This window comes from Pseudomonas fungipugnans (assembly GCF_029955235.1).
GTDB lineage: Bacteria > Pseudomonadota > Gammaproteobacteria > Pseudomonadales > Pseudomonadaceae > Aquipseudomonas > Aquipseudomonas fungipugnans.
The window spans coordinates 1,400,762-1,419,604 of record NZ_JARBWL010000001.1; the positions used below are offsets into that span (position 1 = coordinate 1,400,762).

Here is an 18,843-nt window from a genome sequence, read left to right on the forward strand (position 1 = left end):
TAGCGTTATTTCATCGCTGTGCTGTGAAACCCCGTCGCCCTTGCAAGCCACCGGTGTGAACGAACACCAACCGTGTACCTGGAGCGAATTTCCCGGCCGCCACCTGCTGCTTGAGCGCCAGTAACGCCTTGCCGGTATAAAGTGGTTCAAGTGGTACGCCGCAGGCATGCTCACTCTGCTCGATGAACTCAAGCAACTGCGCATCGACCTTGGCAAACCCGCCACGGCTGGCGTCGAACAGTTGATACACCGGCTCGACCAGCCCCGCCTCCCGCACAATCGATTCAACCTGCTGCGCCACACCGTGGTCATCCGGCACCGCCAAAGCGCCGTAGACCGGACGTCTCCGCGCTTCTGCCAACACCAGGCCCGCCAGCGTAGTGCCAGTTCCGCAGGCCAGCCACCAGCCATCGTGATCGGACCAACCCAAGTGGCTCAGTTGCCGGTCGACTTGAGTCTTTAGCGACATGCAACCCAACGCCCCAGGCAGACCGCCAGCGCCTTCGGGCACCGGATGCAGCGTCGGGTATTGCACCTGCCACGGCAGCCAGAAGTCGGGTTCGTGACGTGCACGATAACCGCCATAACCCAGCCAGTGCAGCTGCATGCCGAATGCCTGCAAGTCCACCACTGTCGGGGTCTCTTGCGGATGACCGCGCAACAGGCCGACGGTCGCGAAACCGAAGCGCTTGCCCGCCGCCGCCAGCGCATGCAGGTGATTGGAATGCGCACCACCGAGACTGATGATGCCGTTGGCGCCGGCCTGTTCAGCGGCTTTGAGGTGTTCGATGAGCTTGAACCATTTGTTGCCGCTGATCAGCGGGTCGATCAGGTCCAGGCGCAGGATGGCGACGTCGAGGCCCGCGCCGGCGAGCCAGTCCAGGTGAAGGGGTTCGAGGGGAGCTTGGGGTTGCCAATGAGCAGGAAGAGAAAACATGGGGCCTGATTGTGCCTGGTATGAGCGAGCATTCTAGTCGCTCACAGGCCATTGGCACGCTCTACCTGCCGGTTACAACTCGGCGGCCAACCGCGAGCCCTGGTTGATGGCGCGCTTGGCATCCAACTCCGCCGCCACATCCGCACCGCCAATCAGATGCACGTTCTGCCCCGCTGCCACCAGTCCGTCCTGCAACTCGCGCAGCGGATCCTGGCCGGCGCAGATGACGATGTTGTCCACCGCCAGCAATTGCGGCTCGCCGGTTTCGCCGATGCGGATGTGCAGGCCTTCGTCGTCGATTTTCAGGTATTCGACGCTGTTGAGCATTTGTACTTTCTTGTTCTTCAAACCGGTGCGGTGAATCCAGCCGGTGGTTTTACCCAGACCGTCGCCCACCTTGGTTTTCTTGCGCTGCAACAAAAACACCTCGCGAGCCGGTGCATGAGGCACTGCCTTGATACCGGCCACGCCGCCACGTGCTTGCAGATGCGTATCGATACCCCACTCTTTCCAGAACGCTTCGCGATCCAGGCTGGTGGCCACGCCTTCGTGTACCAGGAATTCGCAGACGTCAAAACCGATACCGCCGGCACCGATCACCGCCACACGTTTGCCGACGGGTTTGCGTTCGAGAATGACGTCCAGATAGCTCAGTACCTTGGCGTTCTCGACGCCCGGAATCGCCGGGATTCTTGGCGCAATACCGGTGGCGAGGATGATCTCGTCGAAACCGCCCGCCACCAGTTGAGCCACATCCACGCGGGTGTTGAGGCACACCTCGACGTTCGTCGTCTGCAATTTACGATTGAAGTAACGCAGGGTCTCGAAAAACTCTTCCTTGCCCGGCACGCGCTTGGCAATGTTGAACTGGCCGCCGATTTCGCTGGCCGAATCGAACAGCGTCACCTGATGACCACGCTCGGCGGCCACGGTAGCAGCAGCCAGACCCGCAGGTCCTGCACCGACCACGGCGATCTTCTTGATCTGCTGCACCGGCAAATAGTTGAGCTCGGTTTCATGGCAGGCGCGCGGGTTGACCAGGCAACTGGTCAACTTGCCGCCGAAGGTGTGGTCCAGACAGGCCTGGTTGCAACCGATGCAGGTATTGATTTCATCGCCACGGCCAGCGGCGGCCTTGTTGACGAAGTCCGGGTCGGCCAGGAACGGCCGTGCCATGGACACCATGTCGGCGTCGCCTTCGGCCAGAATCTGCTCGGCCACTTCCGGGGTGTTGATACGGTTGGTGGTGATCAGCGGAATGCCGACCGAACCACGCAGCTTGGCGGTGACTTTGCTGAAGGCCGCACGCGGCACCTTGGTGGCGATGGTCGGAATCCGCGCTTCGTGCCAGCCGATGCCGGTGTTGATAATTGTCGCACCGGCCTGCTCGATGGCCTTGGCCAGGGTCACGATTTCTTCCCAGCTACTGCCGCCTTCCACCAGGTCGAGCATCGACAGGCGGAAGATAATGATGAAATTCGGACCAACCGCTTCACGCACGCGGCGGACAATTTCCACCGGCAGGCGCATGCGGTTTTCGTAGCTGCCGCCCCAACGGTCGGTGCGGTGGTTGGTGTGGGCCGCGAGGAACTGGTTAATGAAATAACCTTCGGAGCCCATGATTTCGACGCCGTCGTATTCGGCGGTTTGCGCCAGTACCGAGCAGGTGACGAAATCGCTGATCTGCTTCTCGATGCCTTCTTCGTCAAGCTCTTTAGGCTTGAACGGGTTGATCGGCGCTTGAATGGCACTTGGCGCGACCTGCTTCGGGCTGTAGGCATAGCGACCGGCGTGAAGAATCTGCATGCAGATCTTGCCGCCCGCCTCGTGCACGGCGCGGGTGACGATCTGGTGCTTGAGCGCTTCTTCTTCGGTGGTCAGTTTGGCGGCACCGGAGTACACGCCACCCTCATCGTTGGGGCCGATACCACCGGTCACCATCAGGCCGACACCGCCACGGGCACGTTCGGCAAAATACGCCGCCATGCGTTCGAAACCGCCGGGCTTTTCTTCAAGGCCGGTGTGCATCGAGCCCATCAGGGTGCGGTTGCGCAGCGTGGTAAAACCCAGGTCCAGCGGGGCCAACAGGTGCGGGTAATGAGCGGCGGCCATCGGTAACTCCACATCGAGCGTTCACGGGAAATGCGCAGGCTCTTCGGCCTCCGTCAGTCATGTGTCACAGACTAAGAGTCGCCTCGATGTCACTCAATGACCGTAACTGACAACTTAATGATCAAAATGCGCAGCGCCCCTTGGCAAGCGCGGGCGTGGGCCCTACCCTAGTCGGCGAATCCTGCACACGGCCGTTGACTGCTTTCCCATGCGCAAACTTCTGTACCTGACCTTCTCCATGGCGCTTGTCGCCGCCCTCACGACCTACGCCATGTGGGCCGCGGACCGTCCTGCGGGTCATTACCTGTCGGACCTGCGCATCAGCCTGGCGGTCGATCAGGGCACACCTGCCGATCGCGGCAACCTGCTGGGCATTCAACCCGAGCTGTTCCCCACGGACTATCAAAGCCCTGAGCGCTTGCACCGCAAATTGGCGGCCTACCTGCAAAAAGCCCAGGACCAGGGCCTGCTGAACGACAAAACCATCGTCGTGCTGCCCGAGCATGTCGGCACCTGGCTGATGGTCAGTGGGGAAAAAGACGAGCTGTATCAGGCGAGCACACTGCAAGAAGCCATGAACTGGCTGGCGGCGAGCAACCCGGTGCAGTTTATTCGTGCCCTGATCAGCGCCAAGGGCGAGAGTCGTCTGGACGATGCGCACCTGCGCATGAAAGCCAAAAGCATGGCCAAGGATTACCAGGCGTTGTTCGGCGGTTTGGCGAAAGAATTCCATGTGACGCTGGTGGCCGGCTCCATCGTGCTGCCCGAGCCGAGCATCCGTGATGGACAACTGAAAATTGGCCATGGCGCACTGTTCAACAGCAGCGTGGTGTTCGACCGCGATGGCGTGCCTATCGGTCAGCCGCAGCGGCAGATGCACCCGATCTTCAATGACCAGGACACCCTGGCCGCCAACACCGAACAAACCATCAACGTCATCGACACCCCTGCCGGACGCCTGGGCATCCTGATCGGCAGTGACAGCTGGTACCCGGACAATTACCGCAAACTCGACGCCCAAGGCGCGCAACTGGTGGCGGTGCCGGCGTACATTGTCGGGCACGGCACGTGGGACAAGCCTTGGGGTGGCTATAAAGGCCTTTCGACGCCAAGCTCCATCAGCCTCAAGCCAGGTGAAATCAGCGAAGGCGACGCCTGGCATCGGCTGACGCTGACCGCCCAGCCCCCCAGCAGCCGTGCTGTCGCCGGCGTCAGCGTGTTCCTGCGCGGGCAGTTCTGGGACCAGGGCAGTGCCGGCCACAGTTTTCTCAGCAGCAACGGCCAGCACGCCGCCGACGGCAATGACCGTGGCGCCCGCTTGCTGAACCTCTGGCTGTAAACCATGAAACCGCTTCCGATGCGCCTCGGGGATCTGTCGGTGGGCTTTGTGCATAGCCTGGCCGATGCGGTGCGCAGCCATCGCGTCGATCCGCAGCCACTGCTGGAGCAGTACGGTCTCGATGCGGCGCGCCTTGGCGAGGCCGGTGCGCGGTTGTCGATCCCGCGGTACATGCGCCTGGGACATGGCGCGATTCAACTCACGGGCGACCCGGCACTGGGCCTGCGCATGGGCCAGCTCAGTCGCCTGAGCCAAGCGGGTCTGGCCGGCGTCACCGCCGCCCAGGCACCCACGGTGCGTGAAGCGGCGCGTTGCCTGATCCGCTTCGAAGCCCTGTACGGTTCGAACTATCGAGGCCAGTCGAGCTTCCACGAAGACGCTCAGGGCGCCTGGCTGCGCTTCTATTCCATCAGCCCGTACAACGCCTACAACCGCTTTGTCGTGGACTCGATCATTGCCGGCTGGCTACAGCAGTTATCGAGTCTGAGCCCTGCCCCACTAAGGGCCGAACGCATCGAGATCGAATTCGATGCACCGGATTATCGAGACGCCTATGACGTGCTGGGCGATTGCCCGATCCAGTTCGGCGCCGAGCACAATCAACTGCGCCTGAGCCTGAGCAGCCTTGCGCAACGCAACCCGCAGCACTGCCCCAGCACCTGGCGGCACCTGCTGCAACTGTGTGAACGGGAACTGGAGCAACTGACACGCACCCGCAGCTTGCGTGAACGCATCACTCAGCTACTGGGGCCGTTGCTCAATGGTGGTCGGGAACCCGACCTGGAAGAAGTGGCGGCACGCCTGAAGCTGCCCACCTGGACCTTGCGTCGCAAACTCGCCGAGGAAGGCACGCAATACCGCGCGATCCTCAATGACACCCGCCGCGACCTGGCCATGACCTACATCCGCGACACGGAACTGGCCTTCGGTGAAATAGCCTACCTGCTGGGGTTTGCCTCAGCCGAAGCGTTTCAACGGGCCTTTAAACGCTGGAATGGCCAGACACCCGGCGAGTTTCGCCGCAGTCATCGCCAATCCGCCTGACGCCTACAGCTCGGTAGCGTCTTCGGCCGGTTCCAGCGGGTCCAGTTCGAACGCCTGGAATTCGAGCAACTCTTCTTGATAATCGTCCATTGTGTAACTCCCCTGCTGCTCATCAGCCATTCATAAAAAGGTCTGAACAACTGACCCGTGCCTTGAGCATAAAGTGCCCGTGTGAAGGAAAAATGAAGCGCAGCCTTCATTGATCAAACGTAGCAGAGGGTGTGGGATTTACCGGGGGAATTTATTGCGTAGCGTTACGGGGTTGATCTGGACCCAACCAACCCCGTGACGATCGATCTTACTGACTGTTGCCCGGCATCGCGGGAATTGGCTCGGTCGGTGCGGGTAATGTGCTGGCCGGAGGCGGCGTTACATGTTCTTCAACAGGCACTGCAGGCGCGCTTGGCGTAATGGGTGCCGCCTCCGGTGGTGGCGCTACCGGCTCGGATGCAGGAGCGGCCTCGACAGGCGCTGGAGCTGCTGGTGCTGGTGCTGGTGCTGGTGCAGGCTCGGCTGCTGGAGCCGGCGTTGGCACGACGATCGGCGCTGGCGTCGGAGCAGCTGTCGGTGCGGCCTTGGCCTCAGGCACACCCAGATCGGTTTTCGGCTTCTCGGCGATATGTGCCTTTTTCTTCGCTTCCGGCGGCAGGAACAACTCAACCAGCGTAAAGAAACGTTCGTAGAACTTGGCCGAGGACACGGTTTCGCTGGCGATCTTGACCATCGAGTCGTCGGAGGAGCCGATTGGCATCGACACCGAGCCCAACACGCCCACACCGAGGCTGGCGGAGTTGTTGGTCTTCTTCAGCGCGTACTGGTCCTGCAAGGCGTTGGCGAACATGGTCGCGTGGTGCCCTTCGCTGCCATCATCGGCACACACCACACTGAAGCTGATCTCCATGTGGGTCTCGCCGGTCTGCTGGAAGCTCTTGTGCCCGCTGACCAGTTTCGGGTCACTGCTGGTGATGATGTAACCCTGACTGAGCAAGGCGCGACGAGCGGCTTCGCAGGTCTGCGCATCGGTTACCGGGTAGTTGCGCGAAAATGTCCCGGAATCGTCGAAGTTCTCATGCTCGTAGATGGCGGCTTTTTTCGACGAGCAGCCGGCAGCAGCGACCAACACCACAGCCATCCCGACAACACGCATGGGAAATGATTTAAACATTGAGCATCCTGAGGAAAACAGTCCGGGGCGTATTGTGCAACAGATCGATGCTTAGCGGCGCATCGAATGGTGTCTTAAAACAGTTACAGGTGTATTGACCGTCACAGACGGGAAATGTCACACACTGTTGCCGAGAGACAAAAATCAAAAGATCTTTCAAATCCGCCGCTTCTCACCCTTAAGGCTTCACCCACAAAAAACCCCGGCCTTTGGGCCAGGGTCTTTGTGTAGCGGGCAGCTCAGTCAGGCATTAGTAACGCTTGATGTCTGCTTCGCTTTCCAGCTGCTTGCGGTAGGCCGCAAAGTCTTGCTGGCCAATGCGCGAAGCGAGGAAGCGGCGGTATTGAGCCTTCTCTTCATCGGTCGGCGCAGCGGCTTCGTTCACACCGTTCAGGCGCACGATCACCAGGCTACCATCGGCCAGGGTCACGCTGCTGAAAGTCGGCTTGTCCTTGGCGGCAGGCTTGGGCATACGGAACAGCGCTTGCAGCACAGTCGGGTCAACCCCTTCCTGAGCGCGAGTGGCTGCTGCAATGACTTTCCAGCCCTGACCATTGATGGCCTGGTCCAGCGGCGTCTTGCCATCACGCAGGTTGGCGATCAACTCGTCAGCCTTGGTCTTGGCGGCAGCGCTTGCGTGCTCCTTGGCCAATTGCGTACGGATGGCGGCGGCGACGCTTTCCAGCGGCAGCTGTGCAGGCTTGAGGTGTTCCTTGGCGCGCAACACGATCACGGTTTCCGGATCCAGCTCGATGGCGGTGCTGTTGGCACCCTCATCCAGTACTTCCTGACTGAACGCAGCGGTAACCACGGCACGGTTGGCCGCAACACCTTCGCCACCTTCACGGCCAAACGGCTTGGAGGTGTGAACAGTCAGTTTCAGGTCTTGAGCCGGCTGAGCGAGATCGGACGCTTCAAACGCCGAGTCTTCCAGTTGCTTGGTCGTCTCGACAAAACGTTGCTCAACCTGCTGGGTTTTCAGCTCGCGGGTCAGCTTGTCTTTCAGGCTGGCAAACGTCGGTACGTCTGGCGCTTCAACACCCAACAACTTGATCAGGTGGAAGCCGAAGTCGGTACGAACCGGCTCGGATACCTGATCCTTGGCCAGCGAGTACAGGGCTTTTTCGAAAGCCGGATCGTAGACGCCAGGCCCTGCGTAACCCAAGTCACCGCCATTGTTGGCAGAACCCGGATCCTGGGAGAACTCCTTGGCCAGGGCTTCGAACTTCTCGCCTTTGGCCAGGCGCGCCTGGATTTCTTCAATCTTGGCCTTGGCTTGCGCCTCGGTCACCTTGTCGTTCACTTCGATCAGAATGTGCGCCGCCCGACGTTGTTCGGACAGGTTGGCGGTTTCTTTCTGATACGCCGCTTGCAGGTCTTCGTCCTTGACGGCGACCTGATCGAAGAAGGAAGACTTCTTCAATTCCAGGTAATCGATGATCACCTGATCCGGCGTCATGAATTCCTTGGCGTGTTCGTCGTAGTAGGCCTTGACCTCATCGTCGGTCAGCTTCACACCCGCCGGGTCGGCCTTGACATTGAGGGTGGCGAAATCACGGGTCTGCTTTTCCAGACGGGCGAATGCCAGTACCTGTGCATCGGTCACGAAACCACTGCCAGCCAGGCCAGCGCGCAGCTGACCGATCAGCATTTCCTGGGTCAGCATCTGACGGAACTGCAGACGGCTATAGCCCAGTTGACGGATCACCTGGTCAAAACGCTCGGGACTGAACTGGCCGTCCAGCTGGAACTCTGGCGTTTGCAGGATCACCTGGTCCAAAGCAGCTTCGGAGAAAGCGAATTTCGATTTTTCTGCGCCTTGCAGCAGCAGCTTGCGATCGATCAGGCCTTTGAGGGCCGAGTCGCGCAGCATTTTTTCATCCAGCAAGGAAGCATCGAAATCCTTGCCCAGCTGTTGCATCAGCTGACGACGTTGCATGTCGACCGCCTGGCTCAGCTCGTTCTGGCTGATTTCTTCGCCGTTGACCTTGGCCGCATCATTGCTGTGCGTGGTGGCCTTGAAAATGGCGTCGAAACCGGTCAAAGCCATCAGTGCAACGATGACCCCGATAATGGTCTTGGCAATCCAGCCTTGTGAATTGTCCCTGATATTCTGCAGCATGCGTCCCCCAGAAACGGTTGAACTTCAAAAATTAGGCAACCGTGGAGCGTGGGTAGAATCCGGATAGAAGAAAGGCGCATCCGAGGATGCGCCTTCTCGTAACTGGCGGAGCGGACCGAAGGCTCGAACTCGCGAGCCTCGGCGTCTCGGCTCGGCAACTTGCCGACTGGACTACCGCTCCGCTGCCAGGTCAGGCATGACCCCGACCCGGATAGGCAAAAACCTGAATCAAACTTAGTTGACAGCTTCTTTCAGTGCTTTACCGGCTTTGAAACCTGGTTTTTTGGCTGCAGCGATTTCCAGCGTCTTACCGGTCTGTGGGTTACGACCGATGCGAGCAGGACGATCGGTCACGGAGAACGTACCGAAACCCACCAGAACTACGGAGTCGCCAGCCTTGAGAGCGCCAGTGACGGATTCGATTACAGCGTCCAGCGCACGGCCAGCAGCAGCTTTCGGGATATCAGCGGATGCAGCGATAGCATCAATCAGTTCCGACTTGTTCACTCTAAGTCCCCTTATATCTATTTGAGTATGATTCTAAGTTTTTTGGTGAAAGCAAAAACGAGTGCTGAATGGCCTACAGACACTTAAGAGCCGCTTTATAACAAGGGCTCTAAAAAGCTGTCAAGGAAGCCCCCCAGGCAAATGCGTACTAATGCGTGCTAATTCTTTCCTTAGAGTCAGACTCGCGTTTTTCATCCTTTGCAACAATCTCCGGAGCCACATCCGGCAAGGGCTCCGGCGCGTATTGCAGCGCAATTTGCAGGACCTCGTCAATCCATTTAACCGGTTTAATCTGCAGATCCTGCTTGATGTTGTCAGGAATTTCCTTCAGATCGCGTACGTTCTCTTCAGGAATGATCACGGTCTTGATCCCGCCACGGTGAGCAGCGAGCAGTTTTTCCTTCAAGCCACCGATGGCCAATACCTGGCCACGCAGGGTGATTTCGCCGGTCATGGCGACGTCTGCGCGTACAGGAATACCGGTCAATGCCGACACCAGGGCCGTGCACATGCCTACACCGGCGCTAGGGCCGTCCTTGGGGGTCGCCCCTTCCGGCATATGGATGTGCGTGTCGCGCTTCTCGTGGAAGTCCACAGCAATCCCCAGGCTCTTCGCACGACTACGGACCACGGTCAGGGCGGCGGTGATCGATTCGACCATGACGTCGCCCAGTGAGCCAGTCTTGATCAACTGACCCTTGCCCGGTACGACAGCGGCTTCGATGGTCAGCAGTTCGCCACCCACCTGCGTCCACGCCAGGCCGGTCACCTGGCCGATCTGATCTTGCTGTTCGGCCAGGCCGTAGCGGAATTTACGCACGCCCAGGAAGTGCTCCAGCAGCTCCGCAGTGACCTTCACCGAGAAGCGTTTTTCCAGCGCATGTTCTTTGACGGCCTTGCGGCAAACCTTGGCAATCTGGCGCTCCAGCCCCCGCACACCGGCTTCGCGGGTGTAGTAGCGGATGATGTCGCGGATCGCTTCGGCGTCGAATTCCAGCTCGCCTTTCTTCAGGCCGTTTGCAGTAATCTGCTTGGGCGAAAGGTACTTGACCGCGATGTTGATCTTCTCGTCTTCGGTGTAACCCGGCAGACGAATCACTTCCATCCGGTCCAGCAGCGCCGGCGGAATATTCATCGAGTTCGAGGTGCAGAGGAACATCACATCCGACAGGTCGTAGTCGACCTCCAGATAGTGATCGTTGAAATTGTGGTTCTGCTCGGGGTCGAGTACTTCCAGCAATGCCGACGCCGGATCGCCACGCATGTCGCTGCCCATCTTGTCGATTTCATCGAGCAGGAACAGCGGGTTGCGCACACCCACCTTTGTCATCTTTTGAATCAATCTTCCTGGCATCGAACCGATATAAGTGCGGCGATGGCCACGAATTTCCGCCTCGTCACGCACACCACCGAGAGCCATGCGCACGAATTTACGGTTGGTCGCGTGGGCAATCGATTCCGCCAGGGAAGTTTTACCCACCCCTGGAGGACCGACCAGGCACAACACCGGACCACGAATCTTCTTCACGCGCTTTTGCACGGCGAGGTATTCGAGGATGCGTTCCTTGACCTCTTCCAGACCATAGTGGTCGGCGTCGAGAATGTCTTCGGCACGGGCAAGGTCCAGACGCACCTTGCTCTGTGCCTTCCACGGCACCTGCACCAGCCAGTCGATGTAGGAGCGCACCACGGTGGCTTCAGCCGACATCGGTGACATTTGCTTGAGCTTGTTCAGCTCGGCGGTGGCCTTGGTCAGTGCGTCTTTTGGCAGGCCGGCGGCATCGATGCGCTTTTTCAGCTCTTCGATTTCGTTATGGCCTTCGTCGCTGTCGCCGAGTTCTTTCTGAATGGCCTTCATCTGCTCATTCAGGTAGTACTCGCGCTGACTGCGCTCCATTTGCTTTTTGACACGACCGCGAATGCGTTTTTCGACTTGCAGCAGATCGATCTCGGCATCCAGCAACGCCAGAACGTGCTCGACCCGGGCCGACAAATCGATGATTTCGAGGATTTCCTGCTTCTGCTCGATCTTCAACGCCATGTGCGCGGCCATGGTGTCTACCAGACGGCCAGGCTCATCGATGCTGTTGAGGGAAGACAGGACTTCAGCCGGGACTTTCTTGCCCAGCTGGACATATTGTTCGAACTGCGCCAGCAGGCTGCGCACAAACACTTCCGACTCACGCTCAGGTGCGTCGACTTCGTCGATCAGCGAGACTTCGGCACGGCAATGGCCGTCCACTTCGCTGAAGCGCTCCACGGCGCCCCGCTGCTCGCCCTCGACCAGAACCTTGACCGTGCCGTCAGGCAGCTTGAGCAGCTGCAGAACGGTCGCGATGGTGCCAACGCGATAGAGTGCGTCTTCGCCGGGATCGTCGTCAGCAGGGTTTCTCTGGGCCAGCAGAAGGATCTGCTTGTCGCCCGTCATCGCTGCTTCGAGAGCTTCGATGGATTTCTCGCGCCCCACGAACAGCGGGATAACCATGTGCGGATAAACCACAACATCACGCAATGGCAGGAGAGGCAATTCGATGGTTGTCTTCATGATTTCGCCTCTACGGCGGCCATAAGGCCGTAAACAGATGGAAGTAAGCTTGAAACCAAGATGGGGGCTGCTTTCAAAAAAAACAAGCGCAATGAGTCGGTTAAAACGCGTTAAAAGAAAAGGGGCCCGAAGGCCCCTTCTTTATTCCAGCAGTGCAACGCTTAAGCGTCTGGCGCCGCCTTGGCAGCCGGCTCACTGTTTTCGTAGATATACAGTGGCTTGGACTTGCCTTCGATAACGCTTTCATCGATCACGACTTTACTCACCTCGGACTGCGAGGGGATCTCGTACATCGTGTCGAGCAACACACCTTCGAGAATCGAGCGCAGACCACGGGCACCGGTTTTACGTTCCAGTGCACGTTTTGCGACCGATTTCAGTGCGTCGGCCCGGAATTCCAGGTCCACGCCTTCCATCTCGAACAGCTTGGCGTACTGTTTGGTCAGCGCATTTTTCGGCTCGGTGAGAATCTGCATCAGAGCAGCTTCATCAAGCTCGTCCAGCGTGGCGAGGACCGGCAGACGACCAACGAATTCAGGGATCAGACCGAACTTGACCAGATCGTCAGGCTCGACTTCACGCAGGGATTCACCGACCTTCTTGCCTTCTTCCTTGCTGCGCACTTCTGCATTGAAGCCGATGCCGCCACGGGTGGAACGGTTTTGAATAACCTTTTCCAGACCGGAAAACGCACCACCGCAGATGAACAGGATGTTACGGGTGTCGACCTGAAGGAATTCCTGCTGCGGATGCTTGCGACCACCTTGCGGCGGAACGGAAGCGACCGTACCTTCGATCAACTTGAGCAGGGCCTGCTGCACGCCTTCACCGGAAACGTCCCGGGTGATCGACGGGTTGTCAGACTTGCGCGAGATCTTGTCGATCTCATCGATGTAGACAATGCCCATCTGGGCTTTTTCCACGTCGTAATCGCACTTCTGCAGCAACTTCTGAATGATGTTCTCGACATCTTCACCCACGTAACCAGCCTCGGTGAGGGTGGTTGCATCGGCGATAGTGAACGGAACGTTCAGCAAGCGGGCCAGTGTTTCGGCAAGCAGGGTTTTACCCGAGCCTGTCGGGCCGATCAGCAAGATGTTGCTCTTGCCAAGTTCGACGTCGTCATTCTTCTTGTCACGCTGGTTCAGACGCTTGTAGTGGTTGTACACCGCTACGGCCAAAACCTTTTTCGCACGCTCCTGACCAATCACATACTGATCAAGGATGCCGCTGATTTCTTTAGGCGAAGGCAATTTATGCGCGCTGCTTTCGGCCTGTGCTTCCTGCACCTCCTCACGGATGATGTCATTGCACAGGTCGACGCACTCGTCGCAGATAAAGACCGAGGGGCCGGCAATCAATTTGCGCACTTCATGCTGGCTTTTGCCACAGAAGGAGCAATAGAGCAGCTTGCCGTTGTCCTCGCCGTTGCGGGTGTCAGTCATTCGTTCGATCCAAATCCGATAGGCTTGCAACACAAGATGAAGGCTATTGCGGGCTTTTTCAAGCCCGCTGGTGATCGGAACTGCCGACCCACCTTATTTTGAGCTGCTTATTTTAAGCAGGGCGCTTGTCGATCACTTCATCGATCAGCCCATACTCGCGCGCGGCTTCTGCACTCATGAAGTTATCGCGGTTGGTATCGCGCTCGATTTCTTCAAGCGTGTGCCCGCTGTGCTGGGCCATCAGCGTGTTGAGACGCTCACGAATGAAGAGGATTTCCTTGGCGTGGATTTCGATATCCGACGCCTGACCCTGGAAACCGCCCAATGGCTGGTGAATCATCACACGCGAGTTCGGCAGGCAGAAACGCTTGCCTGGAGCACCCGCTGTCAGCAGGAATGCCCCCATGCTGCACGCCTGACCAATGCAGGTAGTCGAGACGTTCGGCTTGATGAACTGCATGGTGTCGTAGATCGACATGCCCGCCGTCACCGAACCGCCCGGCGAGTTGATATAAAGATGGATGTCCTTGTCCGGGTTTTCCGCTTCAAGGAAGAGCAACTGCGCACAGATCAGGTTGGCCATGTAGTCCTCTACCGGACCAACCAGAAAGATCACTCGCTCTTTGAGAAGACGCGAGTAGATATCGTAGGCGCGCTCGCCACGAGCGGACTGCTCGACAACCATCGGGACCAGGCCGCCTGCGGCCTGGATGTCAGAGCTCTGATAATAAGAATTGCGGGACATGTCTCGCAGTCACTCCCAAATAGTTAAGTCTTGAATACGCATAAGCCAGCACGAAGGCTGGCTTATGGTGTGTATTTCTTACCGCAAAAACGATCAGTCGGCTTGTGGTGCTTCTACCGGCTTGACTGCTTCTTCGTAAGAGACCGATTTATCGGTCACGCTAGCCTTCTGCAGAACAGTATCCACAACTTGTTCTTCCAGCACAACCGAACGGACTTCGTTCAGTTGTTGCTCGTTCTTGTAGTACCAGGACACAACCTGCTCAGGTTCCTGATAGGCCGAAGCCATTTCCTGAATCATTTCACGAACGCGGGCTTCGTCAGGCTTGAGGTCGAATTGCTTGACCACTTCAGCCACGATCAGACCCAGCACAACGCGGCGCTTGGCTTGCTCTTCGAACAGCTCGGCCGGCAGTTGATCAGGCTTGATGTTGCCGCCGAACTGCTGAACAGCCTGCACACGCAGACGGTCAACTTCGTTGGACAGCAGCGCCTTTGGCACTTCGATCGGGTTGGTGGCCAGCAGACCGTCCATTACCTGATTCTTGACCTTGGACTTGATGGCCTGACGCAGCTCGCGCTCCATGTTCTTGCGAACTTCGGTACGGAAGCCTTCCAGGCCAGTTTCCTTGATGCCGAATTGAGCGAAGAATTCTTCGGTCAGCTCTGGCAGTTTTGGCTCGGAAACAGTGTTTACCGTCACGGTGAACTCGGCGGTTTTGCCGGCCAGGTCCAGGTTCTGATAGTCCTCAGGGAAGGTCAGGTTCAGAACGCGCTCTTCGCCGGCTTTAGCGCCAACCAGACCGTCTTCGAAACCAGGGATCATGCGACCCGAGCCCAATACCAGCTGGGTGCCCTTGGCGGAACCGCCAGCGAACACTTCACCGTCAACCTTGCCAACGAAATCGATGTTCAGCTGGTCTTCGTTCTGGGCAGCGCGATCGGCCACTTCAAAACGGGTGTTCTGCTTGCGCAGGACTTCCAGCATTTTGTCCAGATCGGCGTCAGCCACGTCAGCGCTCAGGCGCTCTACGGTGATACCGTCGAAACCGGCAACGGTGAACTCAGGGAACACTTCGAAAATGGCGACGTATTCCAGGTCCTTGCCCGCTTCCATCGATTTAGGCTCGATCGAAGGAGCGCCAGCCGGGTTCAGCTTCTGCTCAACGACCGCTTCGTAGAAGGAGGACTGGATCACGTCACCAACAGCTTCCTGGCGCGCATCAGCACCGAAACGGCGCTTGATTTCGCTCATTGGCACTTTGCCTGGACGGAAGCCAGCAATCTTGGCCTTTTGGGCGGTCTGCTGCAGACGCTTGTTGACCTGAGTCTCGATGCGCTCAGCCGGCACGGTGATGCTCATGCGGCGCTCAAGAGCAGAAGTATTTTCAACAGAAACTTGCATGGATATTCCTCGTTGCACAGACGTTAGCCGGCCGTTTCCGACCCCAGAATCAAGGGCATGCATTCTAGTGGGTCAAACTCAAGAAGTCACCCTACTGAAAACGGGTAAAAAAGCAGCAGGCAAATTTATAGGTGCGAATGCACGAATGCACCTCGCCCCGATGGCAAATACAGCCAATCACGCCAGGGCTCTGCGCCAACCCTTCTTATTATAGAAGAGGTTGTCCGTCATCTCCCTGACAGCCGATCTTGCGAACAAGGCCGGCGGGCAGCGCGGCATCATCGAGAAACAAAAATACGACAAAGCGCCCTGCCCCTGCGACCCAGAACCTGCAGCCGCCGAACACTCAAACCGCTAAAACAAAAAAGGCGCCAGACTGTTAAATCTGGCGCCTTTCGAAATATGGGGTGGACGAAGGGGATCGAACCCTCGACAACGGGAGTCACAATCCCGTGCTCTACCAACTGAGCTACGCCCACCATATTGCGTAACAAAGAAGCCAAACAACCTCTTTGTTGAGCCCCATCCAAGCCAACCGGCCCGACTGAAGCTTTATTTGGTGCGGATGAAGAGACTCGAACTCTTACGCCTCGCGGCGCTGGAACCTAAATCCAGTGTGTCTACCAATTCCACCACATCCGCGGTTGAAGCTGTTAAAGCAAAGGCGCCAGACTGTTAATCTGGCGCCTTTCGAAATATGGGGTGGACGAAGGGGATCGAACCCTCGACAACGGGAGTCACAATCCCGTGCTCTACCAACTGAGCTACGCCCACCATATTGCGCTACTTGTGCCAAAGCTGCCTAATGGCGCACCCGGCAGGACTCGAACCTGCGACCATCCGCTTAGAAGGCGGATGCTCTATCCAGCTGAGCTACGGGCGCCTTATTAATCTGCACTCTTGAAGACTACAAACTAAAGCTTTTCAGTCTCGCAGAACTGTGATTCCGCTCGACCTTCTTAACCAGTGCTAGGCTGTGCCCGACAAGTGCGACGAATAGTATAGAGCCCCCTGAGGGTCGTCAAATCCTTTTTGAAAAAAATTCATTTAATTAAAGGGGTTAGGGGAATTTGCAGACCAAGCGCCTTTGCCCTCACCTCACGACATGCGAGAATGCGTTCTCTTTTTTTCCCCTCTCGACGGTTAATCACGCGCAATGACTGCACAACTAATCGACGGCAAATCGATCGCCGCCAGCCTGCGCCAGCAGATCGCCAAACGAGTTGCCGAGCGTCGCCAGCAAGGCCTGCGCACCCCGGGCCTCGCGGTGATCCTGGTCGGCAGCGATCCTGCCTCTCAGGTTTATGTCTCGCACAAGCGTAAAGACTGTGAAGAGGTCGGGTTCCTGTCCCAGGCCTACGACCTGCCTTCCGAAACCACCCAAGAAGCATTGACCGACCTGATCGATCGTCTTAATGACGACCCGGCCATCGACGGCGTTCTGCTTCAACTGCCTTTACCTGAGCACCTGGATTCGTCCAAGTTGCTGGAACGCATTCGCCCGGACAAAGACGTGGACGGCTTCCATCCTTATAACGTCGGCCGTCTGGCCCAGCGCATTCCGCTGCTGCGCCCCTGCACACCCAAAGGGATCATGGCGCTGCTGGAAAGCACCGGCGTCGATCTCTACGGGATGGATGCAGTCGTGGTCGGCGCCTCCAACATTGTTGGCCGCCCGATGGCGATGGAATTGCTGCTGGCCGGTTGCACCGTGACCGTCACCCACCGCTTCACCAAGGATCTGGCCGGTCATGTCGGCCGCGCCGATCTGGTGGTCGTGGCCGCCGGCAAGCCGGGCCTGGTCAAAGGCGAGTGGATCAAGGAAGGTGCGATCGTCATCGATGTCGGTATCAACCGCCAGGAAGACGGCAAGCTGGTCGGCGATGTGGTTTATGAAACCGCCCTGCCCCGCGCTGGCTGGATTACCCCGGTGCCGGGCGGCGTTGGCCCTATGACCCGCGCCTGCCTGCTGGAAAACACGCTCTACGCTGCCGAAACCCTGCATAGCTGAGTTCGCCAGCACGCCTCACAACGAAGCCCCGCCATTTGCGGGGCTTTTTTGTGCCATCGACAAAGAGTCCCGGCGCCCGCAATCATTGGCCGATCCCTACTGCGAAGATTAAACTTTTTTCATCTAAAGGCCCTGTAAAACAGGCGCCTAGCGTATTCCTGGCACATACTCTTAAAATGCGCTGTTCTAATGAAATAGCCCGTTACAAAAAACGGCATATCCAACTTTAATGAGTTCGCCCGCGTGAAAATTCGTCTTTCGATCATCAGCCTATTTTTTGCATTTACAGGCACTTTCATCACGCCAGCGGTCAACGCCGCTGAAACCACCGCTGCTCCACGGGATTCCTCACAACTCAAGATCGCTTCCGGCAGTGCCTTGCTGCTGGATTTGCAGACCAACAAAGTCATCTATTCCAGCAACCCGGACGTGGTCGTGCCGATTGCCTCCGTCAGTAAACTGATGACTGGCCTGGTGGTACTCGATGCCAAGCAGAACATGGATGAGTACATCGCCGTCAACATCGCCGATACCCCGGAAATGAAAGGCGTGTTCTCCCGAGTCAAGCTGGGCAGTGAGTTGCCGCGCCGGGAAATGCTGCTGATTGCCTTGATGTCATCGGAAAATCGCGCTGCAGCGACGCTTGCCCACCATTATCCGGGCGGTTATGTCGCGTTCATCGCGGCCATGAACGCCAAAGCCAAGGCGCTGGGCATGACCAGCACCCATTACGTGGAACCGACGGGCCTTTCCATCCATAACGTGTCCACCGCCCGTGACCTGAGCAAACTGCTGATCGCGGCACGCAAATACCCGATGCTGAGCCAGTTGAGCACCACCAAGGAAAAAACCGTCTCGTTCCGCAAACCCAACTACACCCTGGGTTTCCATAACACCGATCACCTGATCAACAAGGCCAACTGGGACATCAAAATCACCAAGACCGGCTTTACCAACCAGGCCGGTCACTGCCTGGTGCTGGTAACCACCATGGGCAATCGCCCGGTGGCGCTGGTGATTCTCGATGCCTTCGGCAAGTTCACCCACTTCGCCGATGCCAGCCGGATTCGTAGCTGGGTCGAGACCGGCCGAAGCACCAATGTGCCAGCGGTAGCGCTGCAGTACAAAGCCGAGAAGAACCTCAAGCACCGCCAGAGTGGCGTGGTCGAAGCGTCGAAATAATCAGCACTGCGCACACGAAAAAGCCCTGAGCATTCAGGGCTTTTTCATGTCCGGCCTAATCATTGGGCAGTGGCATCTGGTCATCATCCGGAATGCCATCACCCGCGCTCGGCTCATGCTCCGGGGTCACCACATTGGGCCGGGCCAGTGGATCCCTCAGCGGGCTGTCCGGATCCATGGCCGGATTATCCGAATCAGGCGTTGTGGGGACGCTGTCCGGGTGCTCGTCGTTGAAACTCGAATCGGTAGCCATATGCACCTCGCTCATAGGGCCCGATATCGCCG

General features: G+C 58.0%; 14 protein-coding genes and 4 tRNA genes. 4 read left to right on the forward strand and 14 right to left on the reverse strand.

Going from position 1 to position 18,843, the window contains the following annotated elements:
* Positions 1-10: 10 nt before the first annotated feature.
* Both POF45_RS05615 and POF45_RS05620 read right to left on the reverse strand, forming a co-directional pair.
* Positions 11-937: a 1-aminocyclopropane-1-carboxylate deaminase/D-cysteine desulfhydrase gene (locus POF45_RS05615; RefSeq protein ID WP_282315288.1), complete on the reverse strand. Its 927-nt coding sequence runs from the start codon at positions 935-937 to the stop codon at positions 11-13.
* Positions 938-1,009: 72 nt separating this feature from the next.
* Entirely contained in the window at positions 1,010-3,049 is a 2,040-nt protein-coding gene (locus POF45_RS05620) for an NADPH-dependent 2,4-dienoyl-CoA reductase (RefSeq protein ID WP_282315289.1), read from the reverse strand.
* A 208-nt stretch (positions 3,050-3,257) separates the two neighbouring features.
* Here POF45_RS05620 and POF45_RS05625 point away from each other — a divergent pair, with 208 nt between their 5' ends.
* Both POF45_RS05625 and POF45_RS05630 read left to right on the forward strand, forming a co-directional pair.
* On the forward strand, positions 3,258-4,388 hold the full coding sequence (locus POF45_RS05625; RefSeq protein ID WP_282315290.1) for a carbon-nitrogen hydrolase family protein: 1,131 nt from the start codon (positions 3,258-3,260) through the stop codon (positions 4,386-4,388).
* A 3-nt stretch (positions 4,389-4,391) separates the two neighbouring features.
* Positions 4,392-5,432 (forward strand): AraC family transcriptional regulator, encoded by a 1,041-nt coding sequence (locus tag POF45_RS05630; protein ID WP_282315291.1) that lies wholly within the window; start codon positions 4,392-4,394, stop codon positions 5,430-5,432.
* 298 nt (positions 5,433-5,730) lie between these two features.
* Here the strand turns inward: POF45_RS05630 and POF45_RS05635 are convergent, their stop codons facing one another.
* The 11 genes from POF45_RS05635 to POF45_RS05685 all read right to left on the reverse strand — a co-directional run bounded on the left by POF45_RS05635 (position 5,731) and on the right by POF45_RS05685 (position 16,248).
* The gene (locus tag POF45_RS05635) at positions 5,731-6,597 is read right to left on the reverse strand and encodes a DUF2242 domain-containing protein (protein ID WP_259495043.1); all 867 of its coding nucleotides are present in this window, start codon (positions 6,595-6,597) and stop codon (positions 5,731-5,733) included.
* A 250-nt stretch (positions 6,598-6,847) separates the two neighbouring features.
* Entirely contained in the window at positions 6,848-8,719 is a 1,872-nt protein-coding gene (locus POF45_RS05640; RefSeq protein WP_282315292.1) for a SurA N-terminal domain-containing protein, read from the reverse strand.
* Positions 8,720-8,953: 234 nt separating this feature from the next.
* On the reverse strand, positions 8,954-9,226 hold the full coding sequence (locus POF45_RS05645) for an HU family DNA-binding protein (protein ID WP_002552737.1): 273 nt from the start codon (positions 9,224-9,226) through the stop codon (positions 8,954-8,956).
* A 148-nt stretch (positions 9,227-9,374) separates the two neighbouring features.
* Positions 9,375-11,771, reverse strand: a complete 2,397-nt coding sequence (gene lon / locus POF45_RS05650) for an endopeptidase La (protein WP_259495046.1) — start codon at positions 11,769-11,771, stop codon at positions 9,375-9,377.
* A 161-nt stretch (positions 11,772-11,932) separates the two neighbouring features.
* Entirely contained in the window at positions 11,933-13,216 is a 1,284-nt protein-coding gene (gene clpX / locus POF45_RS05655) for an ATP-dependent Clp protease ATP-binding subunit ClpX (RefSeq protein WP_054596541.1), read from the reverse strand.
* 112 nt (positions 13,217-13,328) lie between these two features.
* Positions 13,329-13,961 (reverse strand): ATP-dependent Clp endopeptidase proteolytic subunit ClpP, encoded by a 633-nt coding sequence (gene clpP / locus POF45_RS05660; RefSeq protein ID WP_282315294.1) that lies wholly within the window; start codon positions 13,959-13,961, stop codon positions 13,329-13,331.
* A gap of 93 nt (positions 13,962-14,054) precedes the next feature.
* Positions 14,055-15,365: a trigger factor gene (gene tig, locus POF45_RS05665; RefSeq protein WP_259495050.1), complete on the reverse strand. Its 1,311-nt coding sequence runs from the start codon at positions 15,363-15,365 to the stop codon at positions 14,055-14,057.
* Positions 15,366-15,768: 403 nt separating this feature from the next.
* Positions 15,769-15,844: transfer RNA gene (locus tag POF45_RS05670), tRNA-His, on the reverse strand.
* Positions 15,845-15,922: 78 nt separating this feature from the next.
* Positions 15,923-16,007: transfer RNA gene (locus POF45_RS05675), tRNA-Leu, on the reverse strand.
* Between the two features lie 56 nt (positions 16,008-16,063).
* A tRNA-His gene (locus POF45_RS05680) sits at positions 16,064-16,139 on the reverse strand.
* 32 nt (positions 16,140-16,171) lie between these two features.
* Positions 16,172-16,248: transfer RNA gene (locus POF45_RS05685), tRNA-Arg, on the reverse strand.
* A gap of 273 nt (positions 16,249-16,521) precedes the next feature.
* Between POF45_RS05685 and folD the strand changes: the two genes are divergently transcribed.
* Both folD and pbpG read left to right on the forward strand, forming a co-directional pair.
* The gene (gene folD, locus POF45_RS05690; RefSeq protein ID WP_259495051.1) at positions 16,522-17,376 is read left to right on the forward strand and encodes a bifunctional methylenetetrahydrofolate dehydrogenase/methenyltetrahydrofolate cyclohydrolase FolD; all 855 of its coding nucleotides are present in this window, start codon (positions 16,522-16,524) and stop codon (positions 17,374-17,376) included.
* Between the two features lie 243 nt (positions 17,377-17,619).
* The gene (gene pbpG / locus POF45_RS05695) at positions 17,620-18,558 is read left to right on the forward strand and encodes a D-alanyl-D-alanine endopeptidase (RefSeq protein ID WP_259495052.1); all 939 of its coding nucleotides are present in this window, start codon (positions 17,620-17,622) and stop codon (positions 18,556-18,558) included.
* A gap of 55 nt (positions 18,559-18,613) precedes the next feature.
* On the opposite strand, the gene POF45_RS05700 is transcribed toward pbpG, so the two are convergent.
* Positions 18,614-18,811, reverse strand: coding sequence for a hypothetical protein (locus POF45_RS05700; RefSeq protein ID WP_259495053.1), 198 nt, complete (start codon positions 18,809-18,811; stop codon positions 18,614-18,616).
* Positions 18,812-18,843: the final 32 nt, after the last annotated feature.